The following is a 17506-nucleotide window of genomic DNA, read 5'->3' as shown; positions in this document are numbered from 1 at the left end:
AACTCAGGATCGGGCTTGGCCCGTTTGGTGCGTTTTACGTAGGTCATTTTTTCCTCTATGGTGGCAGTGTGCTGCCAAATGACCGTTTACACAAAACTAATTACACCCTCTTGGCGCTTGGCGCTTGTGTTGCTGTAGCGCTGCCATCGCCGCGGTCATCGTCGTGATCATCGCCGCAGCCAGCGCCCTGACCATTTACATAGCCGCTGAATGCCGCTGCCAGGATCGCCTCCTGGCTCCATTGGCCGCGCTCGAAGCTGTCGACCAACTTACCGGCGCTCATCACCGCAATGCGGTCGCAGATCAGCATCAGCTCACGCAGATCGCTGGAGACGATCAGCAGCCCCTTGCCTTGCCGCGCCAGCTCCGCCAACAATTTGTAGATATCGAACTTGGCACCGATGTCGATGCCGCGGGTCGGCTCGTCGAACAACATGATCGGACAATCGCGATACAGCCAGCGGGCGATCACCACCTTCTGCTGGTTGCCGCCAGACAGTTCGCCTGCTGCCTGCGTGCCATCGCGCGAACGAATTCGCAGGCGCTTGATGTAATCGTTTGCCACTGCGCTTTCCGCATGCCGGTCAAGCACCTCTAACTTACTGACCGACGATAGCTTGGCCAGCGTGGTATTGACACCGATCGATTGCGGCAGCAAGAGTCCCTGACTCTTGCGGTCTTCGGTGATCATGGCGATGCCGGCAGCAATCGCATGCTTCGGCGACGAGATATTTGCCGCCTTGGTTTGATCGCTGATGAACACGTGGCCTTGGTCGGCGCGGTCGGCACCGAAAATCAGCCGCAGCAATTCTGTGCGGCCCGATCCGATCAATCCGGCAATACCGAGAATTTCACCGGCACGCAAATCGAAGGAGGCAGGTGCGACTACCGTACCGCGTCCCAGATTGCGTACGCGTAGCAATGGTGCCCCGATACTGCGCTGGCGCAGATCCAAATCGGATTCGGCAGCGCGGCCGACCATCAGTTGCACCAGCGCCTCAGCGTTGTAACCGCTGATGGCGTCATCGCACACCAGTTGGCCATCGCGCAGCACGGCGATGCGGTCGGCCACGCGCTTGAGTTCTTCCAGCCGATGCGAAATGTAGATGATCGCCACGCCTTCCGACTGTAGCCGCGCAATCTGTGCAAACAACAACTCAACCTCACGGTTGGTCAACATCGCGGTCGGTTCATCGAGCACTAGCAGACGGCAGCTGCCGGTCAGGTTGCGCGCAATTTCCACCATCTGCTGGTGGCCGACGCCGAGTGCGCCGACCGCCGTCCAAGGATCGATATCGGTCAATCCCACCTTCATCATCTGCGCACGCGCCAAGTCGGCGAGCTTGGGCTTGTCGATCCAGCCGAAGCGCTGCGGCAACTGATTCAGGAACAGGTTTTCGGCGATGCTCAGGGTCGGAATCAGGTTCAATTCCTGCATCACCATGCGAATCCCAAGCTGCTCGGCTTCCTTGCGCGACGTCGGTCGATAGGGCCGGCCATCGAGCAGCATGCCGCCAGTGGTCGCTGGCACCAGTCCGCAGACGATTTTTGACAGCGTGCTTTTGCCAGCGCCGTTTTCACCGGTCAAGGCCAGAATCTGTCCGGCGCTGATGTTGATCGACACATCGCTCAAAACCGGTTCGATATAGGTCTTGCCGACTCCGCTCAAACTCAGCAGGGGAACTGCGGATGCAGCGGTGCGCATGCCGGACTGGTGCGCCGCGTTGAATTCATTGGACATTCAGCCTCCACCAAGGTCGACCGTGGTTTTGTATCTGCATTGAGGTACGGCCCGCACAAGGCGCTGCGAGAGCGCCTTGTGCGGCTTTCCAAAATCAGCTTTTTCTGTATAACTGACTAACTGACAGGTCACGCCTGATGCGCGCAGAGCGGGCTTAAGGACACATTGCAGCGGCATTGCAGCGGCATTGCAGCGGCATTGCAGCGGCATTGCGGCGACATTGCGGCGACATTAAGCCCGCTTCCGGCAGGCGGTCTTACTTCCTGTCCTTGGTCACCAACTCAACTTTGGTTTCAACCGTGCCGCCCAGGCTGTTTTGCGACTTCTTGTCGGCAATTGCCTTCAATACGGTGTCGATGCCGAACACCGCTTGCTGCGAAGCGAACTGGTCGGCTGTCGCCAGCACGCGGCCGTCCTTGAGCATTGGCTTGATGGCGTTGATATTATCGTAGCCTACCACCAGCACCTTGCCGCTCTTGCCCGCTGCCTTGACGGCGGCGACTGCGCCGAGGGCCATGTTGTCATTATCGGCCAACAAGGCCTTGATGTCGGGATGTGCGTTCAACATCGCAGCGGCTACCTTGTTGCCCGGATCGAGTTCCCATTGGCCGGATTGCACCGACACTACATTGGCACCGACCGTCTTCATCGCATCCTGGAAGCCCAGCGTGCGTTGCTGCGCATTGATAGTGGTAGAAACGCCTTCGATGATGGCAACCTTGTCGCCGCTCTTGAGCTGCCTGGCCAGATAGTCGCCGACCAGTTTGGCACCCTTGCGGTTATCCGGGCTAACGAAAGGCACCACGATACCCTTTTCCTTGAGGGCGTCGTCGTCCAGCTTGTTGTCGATATTGACGACGATGATGCCGGCATCTATGGCCTTCTTGATGACCGGCACCAGCGCCTTCGAATCGGCCGGCGCGATCACCATACCGTTGACTTTGGAGACGATCATCTGCTCGACGATCTTGATCTGGTTCGAGGTGTCCTGCTCGTCCTTGATGCCATTGGCGATCAGGTCGTACTGCGCGGCGTGCGCCTTTTGGTGGGCCTTGGCGCCGTTTTCCATGGTCAGAAAGAATTCATTGGCGAGCGACTTCATCACCAGTGCAACCTTCGGTTTCGGTGCGCTCTGCGCCAGTGTCGGCAACGACGGTAATGCACAGACCAGAACGGTGGCGGCCATCAGCCGCAGGCGGATACGGGTATTCATCAACAGTCTCCTGAAATTATTATTAAACGCACTGGGATTATTATTAAACGCACTGGGCGCGGCATGTTCGTCGGATCGGCATGCCGTCAATTTTAACGCGCAAACGTTTGCGCTCTGTTGATCATAGCACCAGATACAGCGAAAAAAAGCCGCTCAGTCTACACTGAACGGCCCTCAATTGCCCTAAGAGCAATACTTATGCAGCTTTGCGCTTGGCGACCACCCGTTTAGGCGCGGCCTTCTTCGCCACCGCCTTGGTGGCGGCCGGCTTCTTGGCTACCACTGCGCCGGCCTCATCGGCTTCGCCCTCGACGGCTGCGGCCTTAGCCTTGCCCTTGGCGGGAGCCTTGGCTTTGCGCTCTTCAAACTCGAAGCTCACCTTGCCATCCTTGCCCTTGACCAGAAACGCCTTGAACGGACGACGGGTACGTTGCGAAATAAACCCAGGCAGCAAATCGGTCTTGCCATCGTTGAGCAGCTTGACCATTTTCTCCGGCAGAATTTCCTGCTGCAAGATGATACGACCGCTACGAAAATCGCAGGCCTTCGGCTTGGCCACGGCTTTTTCGCAAACATAAGCCAAGCCCATTTCATACACGCCGCTGGCGCATTTCGGACATGGTCCAAGCGCGGTCTGGCCGCTGAAATCGACACCCTCGCCATCTTCGCCCTCACCATCGTTCTGACCGAAATCGAATTCCAGCTTGAAGTTGTTGATCTCTTCATCGCGGCTGATTTTCAGGATCGCCGCAAACGGCCGGCCCATCTTCGAGCGGAAGCCTTGCAGCGGGCCGATGGTGCGCTTGGTCAGCAATTCCTCAACTTCAGGAATTTCAAACTGGCGGCTGCCCGGCGTCTTGCTCATCGAGAATTCGCACTTGGTGCAGGCGAAACGACGGTAGTTTTCCTTGACCACGCTACCGCAATTCGGGCACGGCGCCAGCAAGGTCGCGTAGTCGCCAGGGATCGTATCGTTATCGTATTCCTTGGCGCGCTTGACAATAACCTGCGTCAGTTGCGCGATTTCACGCATGAACTCTTCACGGCTGATGGTGCCGCGCTCGATCTGCGACAACTTGTGCTCCCACTCGCCGGTCAGTTCCGGCTCGGTCAGTTCATCGACGCCAAGGCCTTGCAGCAAGGTCATCAACTGGAACGCCTTGGCCGTAGGCATCATCTCGCGGCCTTCGCGCAGCAGGTATTTTTCGTTGAGCAAACCTTCGATGATGGCAGCGCGCGTGGCTGGCGTGCCGAGGCCCTTGCCGGCCATCGCTTCACGCAACTCGCCATCATCGAGCAGCTTGCCGGCACCTTCCATGGCGGACAGCAAGGTCGCTTCCGTATAGCGCGCAGGCGGCTTGGTGACCAGACCGTTGGCACTGATTTTGTCGGTCTTGACCTTCTCATCCTTGGCTACCGCAACCAGCGTGCCGCTGTTTTCCGGGTCCTTATCATCGGCGGCTTCCTTGCCGTAGATCGCCAGCCAGCCCGGGTTCGTCATGACCTTGCCCTCCGTCTTGAACTGATGGCCGGACACTTCGGTATAGCGGGTAGTCACCTGAAACTCGGCAGCCGGGAAAAACACCGCCATGAAGCGGCGCGTCACCAGGTCATACAGTTTCTGCTCCGGCTCCGACAGATTCTTCGGCGCCTGCGTGGTCGGGATGATCGCAAAGTGATCGCTGATCTTGGTGTTGTCGAAGATCCGCTTGTTCGGCTTGACCCAGCCCTTGTTCAGAATTTGTGCAGCGAACTGCTGGTAATTGTTGTTCTCGGAGACCGTTTCCAGCGTTTGCTTGACGGTGTTCAGATAATCTTCCGGCAGATGGCGCGAATCGGTACGCGGATAGGTCAGCACCTTGTGCTTCTCATACAGCGCTTGCGCTAAGCCCAGCGTGTTCTTGGCGGAGAAGCCGAAGCGCGAGTTGGCTTCGCGCTGCAAACTGGTCAGGTCGAACAGCGCCGGCGCCATCGAGGTGGTCGGCTTCGATTCTTCACGCACTGCGCCCATCTTGCCGCGGCAAGCGGCTACGATCGATTCGGCGGCGGCCTTGCTCCACAGGCGCTCGGCGCGCTTTTCCGGATCGTTCTCATCCTTCTTGTGCGCAGTATCGAGCCAGCGGCCTTCGTAAATACCAGCCGCGCAAACGAACTCGGCGCGCACTTCCCAGAAATCGCGCGGCACGAACTTCTTGATCTTCTCTTCGCGCTCAACCACGATGGACAAGGTCGGCGTCTGCACGCGGCCGACGGTGGTCAAATAGAAACCGCCCTCTTTCGAATTGAAGGCGGTCATCGCGCGCGTGCCGTTGATACCGATCAGCCAGTCTGCTTCGCTGCGACAACGGGCAGCATCGGCCAGCGGCAGCATGTCCTTGTCTTCGCGCAGATGGGTGAAGCCGTCGCGAATCGCGCCCGGCGTCATCGATTGCAGCCACAGGCGTTTGACCGGCTGCCTGGCTTTCGTATATTGCGCGATCAGGCGGAAAATCAGCTCGCCTTCGCGCCCGGCGTCACAGGCGTTGATCAGGGCGGCGACATCCTTGCGCTTGATCAGTTTGTTGAGCACCTTGAGGCGCGATTCGGTCTTGGCGATCGGATTGAGCGCAAAATGCGGCGGAATCATCGGCAGATGAGTGAAAGTCCATTTGCCGCGCTTGACGTCGTATTCTTCAGGAACCGCGATTTCCAGCAGATGGCCTACGGCCGATGACAGGACGTATTCGTCGGATTCAAAGTACTCATCGTGCTTGGTGAAGCCGCCGAGCGTCTTCGCGATATCGTTCGCGACAGAAGGTTTCTCAGCAATGATGAGGGTCTTACTCATAGTATCGTCTCGAAAGTGGCGCGCATTATTTCAGCGCATTATTTTGCTTGTGCTCGCAATGGGTTAATCATGTTCAAGGCGGTGCTTGATGTTCGAAATTGTTGCAAATTGGAAATTTTCCATAATATATCAGCAAACAACTTAATCAACATCGGAGCGGACCTCAAGGCCAACTTGGCAACTGCGGGCAATGATAAGCGGGTTGTTGGGAAAATCGCAAGCACGGCCGGCCCCGATCCACATGACATGGCTGGCATCAAGCGGGGTTAGTGTAACTGGCGCGGCTCCGGATCATCGTCTTCGTCGATAAACAGTTCATCGAACATCAGGCCGTCCGGCTCCTTTCCTTGACTCCATAGCACCATCAGTACGATCACCTTGAGCTTATCGAGCGGGACCGGGGTCTCGCTGACAGTCAACGCACGCTCGATGACAATCTCGCGCTGGACCGGGTTGAGCATCTTGGCGGATTCCAGAAACTGGATGAAGCCGATGGCGGGAATGCCCAGCACGTCGATCTCCTGCTGGGCGTAGATGCGGATACCAAAGGAAAAAGCTGTCTGTTGCGGATACTTGTCGGCGAATTCGTGATTGGCTTCAGCCAGATCGGTCAGCCAGCCGAGCGCTTTGGCGATCTCGTCTTCTTCAAAGCCGATTGCCGACAGCTTCTTGACCAACGCTTCCGGTTCAGGACAGGCGTCGGGCCGATAATAAGTTTCATAAAGGTATACGAGGACTTCAAACATGGATCTACTGTATCGCTAAGGTAAGAGTAAAACAAGTGACAGAAAGATGATTGCCCGCTGCGTTGCGAATATGCAAGTATGTACATGCATGTCGCGTATCGCAGGATTGACGCAACGCTGCCGATAGCGACAATTTGCATCCGGGGCATATCGCAGTAACATCCTGCCACATCAGCCGATCCGCCGATAAATTGCACCTGGCAGAACCTCAACCAGACCTGCCAGTTCTAGCGCCAGCAACTGCGCATTCAACGTTGCCGCATCACAACCACTGCGAGCCGCCAACAGGTCCAGGCTGACCGGATCATACCCGAGTACCGCCAGCAGCCTCTGACCACCATCGGCGGTAACGTCTGGCTTGCCTGCTGCGGCGCGCTCATCCGGCACTTCCCGCGGGGCCGCCAAGCCGCGCAATACACTCAGTTCTTCCAGGATATCCTGCGCCGACTCCACCAGCTTGGCGCCCTGTTTGATAAGTTGATGACAGCCTTTCGCCAGCGGCGAATGAATCGAACCGGGAATCGCGAACACATCGCGCCCCTGCTCTGCTGCCATACGCGCAGTAATCAACGACCCCGATTTCAACGCCGCCTCAACCACCAGTACGCCGCTCGAAAGACCCGAGATAATGCGGTTGCGGCGCGGAAAATTGGCGGCGATACCTGGCATCCCGAGTGGATACTCGCTAATAATGCATCCTGCTTCGGCTATGCGATGCGCCAGTTCGCGATTACGCGCCGGATAGACGATGTCGGCACCGGTGCCGATCACCGCCACCGTACTGCCGCCGTCTGGATTGCCGGCGACACCGCGCAGACCGCCCTGATGGGCGGCGGCATCAATGCCCAGCGCCAGCCCGGAAATGATGGTCAGGCCGCGCTGACTGAGCGTCTCGGCAAAGCGATCGGCATTGGCGATGCCTTGCACGGTGGCATTGCGGCTGCCGACGACGGCCAGCGATGGCCGGCCCAACAGTTCGGCGCGCCCCTTTACGTACAACATCAGAGGGGGATCGGCGATATCCAGCAGCGCCTGGGGATAGCCGCTGTCAGCCAGCGTCAACAAATGATTACCGGGCTGCTGCTGCCACGCCAAAGTGCGTTCGATCAACGCTAGCAACGCATCCGACGGCGATGCCAATAGTGCATGGGCAACCCGCTCTGGGACGATTTTTTGCAGGGCGGAAAACGATGTGGAAAAAATATTGGAGGGCAAACCGAAAGCCGCCAGCAGACGGCGCCCGGTATCGGGACCAACACCGTCGGTCTGCTCCAGACGCAACCATGCGGCAAGCTCAGCGTCATCCGCTGAAGCAGTCCGGCAGGTCAAATCTGACCCGCCGCTGGCAAGAAAATTATCTGTATTAACAGCGCCAACCTTTAAGGTTACTCCGGCGACCTGGCAACATCGCCAATGTCGACCGTATTCTGAACTTCCATGATCAAACCATACGAAATATGATTAAACACGCGGAAAATGAATAGGGTACCGTATTGTTCGTCGGGCAGCTTGACCTTCTTGTTGCGATCGAACGGATCGGCAACGGTTTTGCCAAAACGATACAGTTGCAACACGGTGCCGATATCGATATTGCCATCCTTGCCCTGATTGATCGTTGCGATCTGGTTCTGCGCAGCGGTGGCGACGCCGCCGTAGATCGACACGATACGGGCGTCGACGTTGTTGGCCGGCGCATGCGGCACGTAGTTCAGGATCGGCTCGAGCGGACGCGGAATAATACGGTCGCCGACCTGCATTTCTTCCTTGGTGTCGACCACGCTGAAAGTGTGCGCCTCATCCGGCGTGCGGCCTTTACGATCGAGCTTGAGCGCGCCGAGGTACAACGCTTCATTGGCAATGACTTTGCCGGTGACCGGGTCCTTGAGCGCGTTGCCAGGACGAAATACCTGGAATGCGGTGGCATCTCCCAGATCGCCGCGCACATAGGCCTTGTCGCCCTTACCCAGATTCAAGTGCCCGTCCTGCACCGCGACGATGTGCGGCGCATGCGCCAGTTCGCCTTCCTCGATAATCAGAGGCTGCGACAGAAAAGGGCCGATCGCATCGGTCGAAATCGCAGTGATGGCATCACGCCCGATACCCTGCACCCGCGTTTGCGGCGACAGCTTGACCACACCAGGCTCGCCACCGGCGTCATTGCCCAGGCGCAAGCGACCGCTAGCGCGGTCGAAATACACGATCTGCCCAGGATAAATCCAGTGCGGATTACGGATCTGCTCCTGGTTCAGACTCCAGACTTGCGGCCAGCACCAAGGATGCTGTAGAAACTGCCCGGAAATTCCCCACAACGTATCGCCCCGCACCACCACGTGCTGATCTGGAGCATTGGCCAAAAACTCGCAGCGCTTAGGCGCTGCCGCCTGCGCGTAAGCCGCACTCGACATGCCAAATCCGGCGCATAAAGCAAGAAGGAGTGCAGCTGTGCTAAACTTTTTCATATCGTTTCCGGTGGTTACTGCGTTAAATTGGCGCCTATACCCTTGTCGGCTCGCCGCCATGGCTTTGATTGATACAAAGCAAAAAACTTGCCATATTGAATCAAATTTTGCCCATAATCGATTCAACTAGCAAGAGAAACCCCCGTTCCCAACAGCCTAATTTGTTAAGCACCCTCGTATGTCTTTATTAAATATCCTGCGCTACCCTGACGCTCGCTTGCACAAAATTGCCAAGCCTGTGACAGTTTTTGACACCCGCCTCAAACAATTGATCGCCGACATGGCCGAAACCATGTACCACGCCCCGGGCGTCGGCCTAGCCGCTTCGCAAGTCGATGTCCATGAACAGCTGATTGTCATCGACACCTCCGACACCGGCACCGACCTGCGCGTATTCATCAATCCCGAAATCCTCTGGGCCAGCGAAGAAAAACAAATCTACGACGAAGGCTGCTTGTCGGTACCCGGCGTCTACGACGGCGTCGAACGTCCGGCACGCGTCAAGGTACGTGCTCTGGATGCTGATGGTCAGCCGTTTGAAATCGATGCCGACGGCCTGCTGGCGGTCTGTATCCAACACGAAATGGATCACCTGCAGGGCAAGGTATTCGTCGAATACCTGTCACCGCTGAAGCGCAACCGAATCAAGGCGAAAATGATCAAGGAAGAACGCGGGCAGAAACGCGAGAAGCAATACGCAACAAGATAAAACTGTTGTGATTATGAAACAAGCGCAAGAATCGTCAGCCATCCGACTCTTGCGCTTTCGTACATTCAACGCCCGCGATGCTTTGCTTTTAGTTTGCAGCGCTGGCTGCACAACCGCCTGCACAAAAATTAATTGTCCAAGCAACTCATTCGCCGTTCTGCCTGTCATCGTCAGAGCAGGCGTTGCCGACCCTTGAACCCTGCCTCTCAATTGCTATGATCGCACCATGAAAATTATCTTTGCGGGTACGCCCGAATTCGCCGCCGTAGCTTTTCAAGCATTACACGATGCCGGTCACGATATCACGCTGGTGTTGACCCAGCCTGATCGTCCGGCTGGGCGCGGTATGCAACTGCAGGCATCGCCAGTCAAACAGTTCGCACTGGCACATCAGATACCGGTGGCGCAACCGGTATCGCTACGACTCGACGGCAAGTATCCGGATATTGCCAAGGAGACGCACGCGCTGTTGCAAGCAACACCGCACGACGTCATGGTGGTCGCCGCCTACGGCCTGATCCTGCCGACCAGCGTGCTGACCATTCCGCCGCACGGCTGCCTTAACATCCACGGCTCGCTGCTGCCGCGCTGGCGCGGTGCGGCGCCTATCCATCGGGCGATCGAAGCCGGCGACACCGAAACCGGCATCACCATCATGCAGATGGATCAGGGGCTGGATACGGGCGCGATGCTGCTGATTGAAAAATTGCCGATCGGCGCCGGCGAGACCACCGCCTCCCTGCACGACAAGATGGCAAAGCTTGGCGGCGATATGATCGTCGAAGCGCTGCACCGCCTCGAACAAAATAATTTGCCAGCCACGCCGCAACCCGGGCAAGGCATTACCTACGCCGCCAAAATCAGCAAGGAAGAAGCCGCCCTCGACTTCACACTGCCGGCCGAAGTGCTGGAGCGAAAAATCCGCGCATTCAATCCGTTCCCAGCCGCTGCTGCGACGTTCGCGGGGACCACGCTGAAACTGTGGCAGGCACAAGTTGTCGCCACCCACGATGCTCAGCACAAGCCCGGAAGCATCATCAGCGCCGACCCGCAAGAAGGCTTGATCGTCGCCTGCGGCAGCGGCGCATTGCACATCACCGAATTGCAGAAGCCTGGCGGCAAGCGGTTGCCGGCGGCGGAGTTTTTACGGGCTTTTCCGATGCAGGGCGGACAGTTCGACTGAACAAATACGGCCCGTTCAAATTGAAAAATTTGCGGGCCGCCTGCCTGATCTGATTGACCGTTACCAGGTTACATTGCAGCGCCGATATCAGACAGTATCCCATCCCCTTACCAGATTTTTCACACCCTGAGTCCCGAACTCGGAAGGAATACGTTCAGGACATCACTGCGGCAAGGAGGGTCACACATGCGCGCGGCCCAGTAAGGTTTATATTAGATCACGTCGGGAACCGGGATGATCGCAGGCGAGGTGAATTTGGTTTAACGTTAAACGACTGTCACGCACTCCAGATTTTGATACCCGCGCCAGCTGGCATGCGGCGCCAGCGTTATCGGATGCTCGACGGTAGCAGCTTCCACACAGACAAAATGCTGGTAGGAATCAAGCTTCAGGTCGGCAATTTTTTTGCAGCCGTTTTCCCATGGGTTCCAGACCACCGCATCGGCAAATCCGGCTTGGGTTGCGATGATGCTGTGTTGACGGCCGCTTGCGATGATCGGCTTCTTGACCGCAAAATACACGCGGTCTACTTCCCTGGTGATATGCAATGGTTCTTCATCGGCTTGCTTGATGCGGCGCCCGTCGGCTGAGTCTCGGTAGCGATAGCCATTGAGGCCGTATAGCGCGGTGGCGGCAATCTGCGCATTCAGATAAGTATGCAAGGCGCAGGTGAAATCGAAGGATTGTTCGTCGTTGTTCGTCACTACCAACGCAATGTTGAGGTTCTGACCAGAGAACTTAACGCGTAGCTCTAACGCAAAGGCCTGCGGGAAAATTTTTCTTGTTGCCGCAGATTCGCTCAAGCCTAGTCGCAGTAATCCGCTGCCGTCGGCTTGCTGCGACGATTCCAGCAAACCCCACTGACTGAGACGAGCCAAACCGTGCTTGGGTAATGGCCCCTCGCTGGCGAATTGCGGAAAAATGACAGGAATACCGCCGCGAATTGCGCTGTCGCTACGCCAGCTATTCAGCGGACTCATGAACAACCGTTCGACGCCGTCCGGCGTGCACCAGGAGCAGACGTGGCCGCCGTGCAGGGTAACCTGCACTTGCGCGCCGTCGGCCGCGGTGGCGACGATGAATGCGTTGGTCGGTTGTTGATTTTCCGAATTGGACAAGATTTTTTCTCCTCAGGCGATCCGCACATTATGCACCTGCGCCAAGAGTCTCCCATGCCTCAGCGGCATTGATCTGGGCTTGGCCTGTCATCAGGCCGCCATCGGCCTGCTGTTGAAGCCCTGTTGCACTCCTGTAGCGCCACTATCGGCATGATTTTCACCCCTTGGGCAGCGCAATTGCCAAGCTGATGCCATGCTGCCTGAAGCCAAAATTCTCGTAAAAACGGTGAGCGTCCATGCGTTTCAGGTTAGACGACAGCGCAATTTTGTAGCAACCGGCCTCACCGGCAATCCGCAACGCGTGATCGAGCATCACGCTCCCGATGCCTTGGCCGCGACGAGCGCGGCTAATGACGACGGCGTCTAGCACCGCTTGCTGCGTTCCTTCGTGGGTCAGGCTGCAAAATACCAGGATACTGAAGGTGCCAACTGCAATGCCATCGGCAAAGACCAGATAGGCCCGGAAATCCGGATAGGCGCCCATCTTCTCCATGATCTGGCGAGCGCCGTCGGCATCCAGGGTCGTGTTGCGCGTCGGTTCGTCGTCCATTTCGGCCAGCAGCGCCACCAGGGTTTCGGCATCGTTAAGAGTCGCCTGGCGCACCTCTATGGTTACGTGCGCTGATGAATCGATGGAAGCGGGGGAAGTCATACGCCTTTACTCCATGTCGGAATGCGGCAGAAAACACAGATCATCACGAAAATCCGACACACAAAAAAATGGCGCTATCAACTTGCGATACCTCGCAAGCGATGCGCCATCAACGGGAATCCGTAATGAAACTTGATTAAATAAACAGCTTGCGCAAACGCGACGACACCAGATCGATCAGGCCAACCGCAACCACGATCATGATCATGATCAGTGTGGTACAAGTTTGAGCGTATTCGAAACTGCGGATCACTTCCCACAGAATCACGCCGATACCGCCAGCACCGACCATACCGACCATACCGACCACCGTCGCTGAACGGACATTGGCTTCGAAACGATACAGCACGTAGGAAATCCAGAGCGGCATCACTTGCGGCAACACGCCGTAGACGATTTCTTCCAGCGCGTTGGCGCCGGTAGCCCGGATTCCTTCGACCGGTTGCGGATCGATGGCTTCGACCGCTTCCGAAAACAGTTTCGATAAAGTCCCCGTGGTTGCCACAAACAACGCCAGCACCCCGGCAAAAGGCCCCAATCCTACCGCGACCACGAACAGCATCGCGAACACCATTTCATTGATGGCGCGCGCCGCATCCATCAGGCGGCGCACCGGTTGGTTACCCCAGGCCGGCATGATGTTGGACGATGCCAGCAGACCGCAGGGCACGGCACACACCACGGCCAGGACTGTGCCCCAGACCGCGATCTGTACGGTCACCAACAACTCCTGCAGGTAGGTGCGCCATTCATGGAAATCCGGCGGGAAGAAGCTGGCCGCATAGGAGCCCATATTACCGCCGTCGCGCAACAGTTCCAGCGGCCGCATGTCGGCGCCTTTCCAGGACGCGATCAGGGCGGCCAGCAGCACCGCCCAGCACAACGTGCGGCCAATCGACTGCTTGGGCGGCTCAGGAAAAGTTGCTGGCATTTTCACAGGTACAGAACTTGTCATTGCTTAGGATTTGACCAGGTCGGACATTTTGCGATTGATTTCATCCAGCTTGGACTTCTTTTCATCAGCGCTCAGGTTGGCATCGGATTCAATCTTGCCTTTTTGCTTGAACAGTTCCAGCTGGCGGATCGGGTTCAATTGGGCGTCATTGGATTCGACAAAGCCGCTGTACTGCAACTTGGCCAATTGCGCTTTTTCCTGGGCTGCATTAGGACCGGTCTTGCCATAGGTGACAAAGAATTCCTTGATCTTGGCCTTGGTGTCGGCCGGTAAATCCTTGCGCCATACCAGCGGATCGGCGACGATCAGCGGCGATTTCCAAACGATGCGTACTTCCTTGGCGACAGCCGGCTGGCGCTCTTCGATGCGATCCATCGTATCGGATGCAAACACAGCAGAATCGATCTGCTTGTTGGCGATTGCCAGGATGTTGGCTTCATGATTTGAGGTGCGGGTTACTTTGAACGCGGTCTTCGGATCGATATTGTTCTTGGCGAAGATGTAATAGTTCGGCAGCAGGAAACCGGAAGTCGAGTTCGGATCTCCGATACCGAAAGTCAGATTCTTGGAGTTTTTCAGAACGTCGTCGATGCTCTTGTATGGGCTATCTTTTTGCACGCCGACCAGGCTGTAATAACCGGATGTGCCGTCCACATTGACCACGTGTGCAAACACTTCGCCGCTGGAACGGTCAACCGCTTCCATCGCCGACTTGTTGCCAAACCAGCCCATCTGTACTTTGCCGAAACGCATACCTTCGATGATGCCGGCATAGTCGGAAGCGAAGAAGCCATTAACCTTGATGCCGATGCGCTTGCTCATTTCATCCAGCACGGGCTGCCAGTCATGCTTCAGGTTCTGAGACGACTCGGTCGAGATGATGCCGAAGTTAAGTACCTTGGCGTCATCAGCATATCCGGCGGAGGAAGTCACTGCCAACATTGCGATGGCCACACCGGAAAATAATTTTGCAAACATGATTTAAAACTCCTGATTGTTATGAGAGTTGGGTGGTATTGGTTGGGTAGTATTAGTGCGATAGCTGTTTTGTTGCCCGGCCTGATTCGGTTCAGGCAGTAACCGCCAGCGGCGGTATGTTGTCGACGGTTGTCGCTGCTTCTGCGGCAGGACGAGTCAGCGTATTGGAGGCGCCGATAATGTCTTCTGCCTCACTACCGTACAGCTCGCGCAGCATCGGCTCCGTGAGCGCGCTGGAAGGACCGTCGTATACCACGCGGCCCTTGTGCAGAGCCACGGTTCGCGGACAGAAGCGCAGCGCCACATCGACCTGGTGCAACGACACCAGCACGGTACTGCCATCGCGCTGATTGACGTCGGCCAGAGTTTGCATCACACGGCGTGCCGATTCCGGATCAAGCGAAGCGATCGGTTCGTCGGCAAGTACGATGCGAGCTTTTTGTACGATAGTGCGGGCGATTGCAGCGCGTTGCTGCTGACCGCCGGACAGCGCCGAAGCGCGTTTGTAGGCGTGATCGGAGATGCCTACACGTGCCAGCGCCTCCAGACCCAGCGCTTTTTCTTCTGCAGTAAACAATTTAAAGCAGCTGCGCCAAAGCGGAATGCGCGACAAGCCACCGGTGAGGACATTGGTCAGGACCGGCAAGCGGCCGACCAGATTGAACTGCTGGAACACGAAACCGACGTTTGCGCGCACCGCACGGATATTGCGGTCGACGACGCCGTCTTTCTGCACCAGCTTGCCATCGATAGTAATTTCGCCGCCGCTCGCGTCCGCAGACATCAACCCGGAAATATGCCGCAACAACGTCGATTTTCCAGAACCGGATGCACCAATCAGCGCCACCATTTCGCCTTGAGCAAACGATAGGGATACATTATCCAGAGCCCGAAACCCGCCCCGGAATGTCTGAGATAAACCTTTGATTTCAACCATGATGTACACCGCCAATGGGCTTTTCGAATGGGCGAAGTATTGCGGTCAAATATGTCAGGCGTATGAACGTTTTATGACCATTCGGTTACAAACCAAAAAATGTAGACAATCTACAGTGTGTTTTTTGGTCACTTACGTCGTCTAAAAAATGCTCTTTTGCGTCTAATTTAAGCAGTTTTGCCTATTTTTGTGCGTTACTTCAAAACTGGCCGAAAGCGGTTGCGCGGGCCGTCGCCGTCGCCTCAGCAGCACGCTTTAGTCGCGCTGGATTGGGCTGTTTTTTGATGGTTTTGCCGGCATCGGCAAGACGATAAGACTGGATCTTGACGACGCCGGCCATTGCGCCGATGACTAGCGGCATGTTAGCGCCGATGACAGATGACAATACGCGATCCAGAACAGAGGCGATTTTCCGGGACGGAGCCGGAGCGCATGGAATTGAAGACGCCAATGCGCCACAGCAACGCGCGGCGCAACTGGCTAGTAGTAGCTACTCTAACTACTACCAACGACTACTCACTTCTGCTCAAGCGCTTTCCACACCAGGGAGATGGGCGGGACTGCGCTCTAGCGCTGCACCACAATCGGATTAACCCCAGTGCGTTGGCGGATTTGCGGCAACAAGCTGTCGGCATCGACCCGGCTAGCATAGGGCCCGGCATACAAGCGATACAGACCATTGACAGCAACGCTGCTGAAGGAGTTGACCAGTCCGGATAAATCCTGCATCAGGCGGCTACGGGCCCCTTCGGCATTGGCTTGCTGGGAATAGGCGCCGAATTGAATGTAGAAACCGCTTGCCAGGGCAGCGCCGCCATGACTCGATGGCGGTGTCGATACCAAACCCGGCGCGGCGCTCGTCGCTAAAGAAGATGACGCGGGATCGGGCAGCAGCGTCTGTGCTTTCAGCACTGGCGTATCTACCGATTCAGTCGTCACGCTTGCCGGGCCGCCATTGTCTCTAAGCGGCTCGGCCTGGGCCTGCTGCAACGACGGTGCTGCCGCAGGCGCACCGTTCTGCAACTGTTTTTTCATGGCGATGATGTCAGCCGGCAGCAAGCGTTCAACTTCCAGTTCGCCACTGCCGCTGCCGAGGTAACCGAGTTTCAGCGCTGCGGTGTAGGACAGATCGATGATCCGGCTGGAGTGGAACGGCCCACGGTCATTGATCCGAACAATCACCTGGGTGCCGGTTTTCAGGTTGGTGACCCGGGCGTATGACGGAATCGGCAAGGTCGGATGCGCGGCCGTCATCTTGTACATATCGTACGGTTCGCCCGACGAAGTTCTCTGCTTGTGGAATTTCTTGCCGTACCAACTGCCGATGCCGCGCTGCTTGAAAGGCTGGTCATCGGTGATAGGCGTGTAGGTTTTGCCGAACACAACATAGGGCTTGTTGCCGGTGCGCGAATAGGGTTCGACGGTCGGAATCGCGTCCGGCACATCGAGCAAACCTTCCGGTATCGCGTCGCCCGGGCCATCATCCTTGTAGTAACCGCCGCGCCCTGAACCTGCCGGCGGCAACGCCGGAATCCCGCGGCCGACGCTGTTGCTGGCAGCAGTCTTGGCCGGTGAAACGGCTGCGGCAGGCGCTGTCGGAGGGCTGCCGCAGCCAACCAGAATCAGCGACAGCAGTAGCGCACTTGCATATCCTGCAAGACTAAAAAGATGTCGGTTACGGCTGAATTGCATGCACCCTCCCTGACAATTCGATGATTAATCCAAAGACTAATGCAACGATTAACGCGATGATTAATGCAACAGTTAATCCAACAGTTAATCCAACAGTTAATCCAACATTTGATGCAACCGCTAATGCAACCGCTAATGCAACCGCTAATGCAACCGCTAATGCAACCGCTAATGCAACCGCTGGTGCAACCGCTAATGCAACCGCTAATGCAACCGCTGGTGCAACAATTAGGCGACTATGAGCGGCAACCGCAATGATTGAATCGATGGACCGTATGCTTGCCATGTAAGTTCAA

16 protein-coding genes are annotated in these 17506 nt (G+C 56.8%); 2 read left to right on the top strand and 14 right to left on the bottom strand.

The annotated features are described in order from the left end of the window. Nucleotides 1-100: 100 nt before the first annotated feature. From ACIQ0R_RS00425 to ACIQ0R_RS00400, 6 genes are all read right to left on the bottom strand, one after another. A complete protein-coding gene (locus tag ACIQ0R_RS00425; protein ID WP_395822586.1) occupies nucleotides 101-1741 on the bottom strand; it encodes a sugar ABC transporter ATP-binding protein in 1641 nt (546 codons plus the stop codon). Between the two features lie 256 nt (nucleotides 1742-1997). Continuing rightward, entirely contained in the window at nucleotides 1998-2954 is a 957-nt protein-coding gene (locus tag ACIQ0R_RS00420) for a sugar ABC transporter substrate-binding protein (protein WP_395822584.1), read from the bottom strand. 196 nt (nucleotides 2955-3150) lie between these two features. Continuing rightward, entirely contained in the window at nucleotides 3151-5781 is a 2631-nt protein-coding gene (locus tag ACIQ0R_RS00415) for a DNA topoisomerase III (RefSeq protein ID WP_395822582.1), read from the bottom strand. A gap of 266 nt (nucleotides 5782-6047) precedes the next feature. Continuing rightward, the gene (locus ACIQ0R_RS00410; RefSeq protein ID WP_395822580.1) at nucleotides 6048-6527 is read right to left on the bottom strand and encodes a DUF494 family protein; all 480 of its coding nucleotides are present in this window, start codon (nucleotides 6525-6527) and stop codon (nucleotides 6048-6050) included. Nucleotides 6528-6698: 171 nt separating this feature from the next. Beyond that, nucleotides 6699-7856 (bottom strand): DNA-processing protein DprA, encoded by a 1158-nt coding sequence (gene dprA / locus ACIQ0R_RS00405; protein ID WP_395822578.1) that lies wholly within the window; start codon nucleotides 7854-7856, stop codon nucleotides 6699-6701. Between the two features lie 56 nt (nucleotides 7857-7912). After that, the gene (locus ACIQ0R_RS00400; RefSeq protein WP_395822576.1) at nucleotides 7913-8986 is read right to left on the bottom strand and encodes a LysM peptidoglycan-binding domain-containing protein; all 1074 of its coding nucleotides are present in this window, start codon (nucleotides 8984-8986) and stop codon (nucleotides 7913-7915) included. Between the two features lie 178 nt (nucleotides 8987-9164). On the opposite strand from ACIQ0R_RS00400, the gene def reads away from it, so the two are divergent. Further along, nucleotides 9165-9695: a peptide deformylase gene (gene def / locus ACIQ0R_RS00395; RefSeq protein WP_395822574.1), complete on the top strand. Its 531-nt coding sequence runs from the start codon at nucleotides 9165-9167 to the stop codon at nucleotides 9693-9695. A gap of 226 nt (nucleotides 9696-9921) precedes the next feature. Further along, nucleotides 9922-10878 (top strand): methionyl-tRNA formyltransferase, encoded by a 957-nt coding sequence (gene fmt, locus ACIQ0R_RS00390; RefSeq protein WP_395822572.1) that lies wholly within the window; start codon nucleotides 9922-9924, stop codon nucleotides 10876-10878. 266 nt (nucleotides 10879-11144) lie between these two features. Here the strand turns inward: fmt and ACIQ0R_RS00385 are convergent, their stop codons facing one another. The 8 genes from ACIQ0R_RS00385 to ACIQ0R_RS00350 form a co-directional block, all read right to left on the bottom strand. Then, the gene (locus tag ACIQ0R_RS00385; protein WP_395822570.1) at nucleotides 11145-11996 is read right to left on the bottom strand and encodes a D-hexose-6-phosphate mutarotase; all 852 of its coding nucleotides are present in this window, start codon (nucleotides 11994-11996) and stop codon (nucleotides 11145-11147) included. A gap of 157 nt (nucleotides 11997-12153) precedes the next feature. Then, complete coding sequence (locus tag ACIQ0R_RS00380; RefSeq protein WP_395822568.1) at nucleotides 12154-12648, bottom strand: GNAT family N-acetyltransferase; 495 nt, start codon at nucleotides 12646-12648, stop codon at nucleotides 12154-12156. A gap of 136 nt (nucleotides 12649-12784) precedes the next feature. Further along, nucleotides 12785-13579: a phosphonate ABC transporter, permease protein PhnE gene (phnE, locus tag ACIQ0R_RS00375; protein WP_395822566.1), complete on the bottom strand. Its 795-nt coding sequence runs from the start codon at nucleotides 13577-13579 to the stop codon at nucleotides 12785-12787. 27 nt (nucleotides 13580-13606) lie between these two features. Further along, nucleotides 13607-14581, bottom strand: coding sequence for a phosphonate ABC transporter substrate-binding protein (gene phnD, locus ACIQ0R_RS00370; RefSeq protein ID WP_395822564.1), 975 nt, complete (start codon nucleotides 14579-14581; stop codon nucleotides 13607-13609). Nucleotides 14582-14672: 91 nt separating this feature from the next. Further along, a complete protein-coding gene (gene phnC / locus ACIQ0R_RS00365; protein WP_395822562.1) occupies nucleotides 14673-15518 on the bottom strand; it encodes a phosphonate ABC transporter ATP-binding protein in 846 nt (281 codons plus the stop codon). Between the two features lie 199 nt (nucleotides 15519-15717). Beyond that, nucleotides 15718-15903: a hypothetical protein gene (locus ACIQ0R_RS00360; RefSeq protein WP_395822560.1), complete on the bottom strand. Its 186-nt coding sequence runs from the start codon at nucleotides 15901-15903 to the stop codon at nucleotides 15718-15720. Nucleotides 15904-16085: 182 nt separating this feature from the next. Then, on the bottom strand, nucleotides 16086-17210 hold the full coding sequence (locus tag ACIQ0R_RS00355) for a septal ring lytic transglycosylase RlpA family protein (RefSeq protein WP_395822558.1): 1125 nt from the start codon (nucleotides 17208-17210) through the stop codon (nucleotides 16086-16088). Beyond that, on the bottom strand, nucleotides 17194-17496 hold the full coding sequence (locus tag ACIQ0R_RS00350; protein WP_395822556.1) for a hypothetical protein: 303 nt from the start codon (nucleotides 17494-17496) through the stop codon (nucleotides 17194-17196). The genes ACIQ0R_RS00355 and ACIQ0R_RS00350 overlap by 17 nt, the downstream gene beginning before the upstream one ends. Between the last annotated feature and the right edge of the window lie 10 nt (nucleotides 17497-17506).

Source organism: Collimonas sp. (assembly GCF_044339385.1).
In the GTDB taxonomy this organism is placed as follows: Bacteria; Pseudomonadota; Gammaproteobacteria; order Burkholderiales; family Burkholderiaceae_D; genus Collimonas.
This window is presented reverse-complemented; position numbering and strand designations above follow the sequence as displayed.

Bases quoted from the DNA above. Each gene is read 5' to 3' on its own strand.
- ACIQ0R_RS00350 (WP_395822556.1), bottom strand. From the start codon at position 17,496: ATGGCAAGCATACGGTCCATCGATTCAATCATTGCGGTTGCCGCTCAT.
- ACIQ0R_RS00415 (WP_395822582.1), bottom strand. From the start codon at position 5,781: ATGAGTAAGACCCTCATCATTGCTGAGAAACCTTCTGTCGCGAACGAT.
- ACIQ0R_RS00380 (WP_395822568.1), bottom strand. From the start codon at position 12,648: ATGACTTCCCCCGCTTCCATCGATTCATCAGCGCACGTAACCATAGAG.
- phnE (WP_395822566.1), bottom strand. From the start codon at position 13,579: ATGCCAGCAACTTTTCCTGAGCCGCCCAAGCAGTCGATTGGCCGCACG.
- ACIQ0R_RS00355 (WP_395822558.1), bottom strand. From the start codon at position 17,210: ATGCAATTCAGCCGTAACCGACATCTTTTTAGTCTTGCAGGATATGCA.
- ACIQ0R_RS00425 (WP_395822586.1), bottom strand. From the start codon at position 1,741: ATGTCCAATGAATTCAACGCGGCGCACCAGTCCGGCATGCGCACCGCT.
- ACIQ0R_RS00400 (WP_395822576.1), bottom strand. From the start codon at position 8,986: ATGAAAAAGTTTAGCACAGCTGCACTCCTTCTTGCTTTATGCGCCGGA.
- ACIQ0R_RS00410 (WP_395822580.1), bottom strand. From the start codon at position 6,527: ATGTTTGAAGTCCTCGTATACCTTTATGAAACTTATTATCGGCCCGAC.
- fmt (WP_395822572.1), top strand. From the start codon at position 9,922: ATGAAAATTATCTTTGCGGGTACGCCCGAATTCGCCGCCGTAGCTTTT.
- def (WP_395822574.1), top strand. From the start codon at position 9,165: ATGTCTTTATTAAATATCCTGCGCTACCCTGACGCTCGCTTGCACAAA.
- phnC (WP_395822562.1), bottom strand. From the start codon at position 15,518: ATGGTTGAAATCAAAGGTTTATCTCAGACATTCCGGGGCGGGTTTCGG.
- ACIQ0R_RS00420 (WP_395822584.1), bottom strand. From the start codon at position 2,954: ATGAATACCCGTATCCGCCTGCGGCTGATGGCCGCCACCGTTCTGGTC.
- phnD (WP_395822564.1), bottom strand. From the start codon at position 14,581: ATGTTTGCAAAATTATTTTCCGGTGTGGCCATCGCAATGTTGGCAGTG.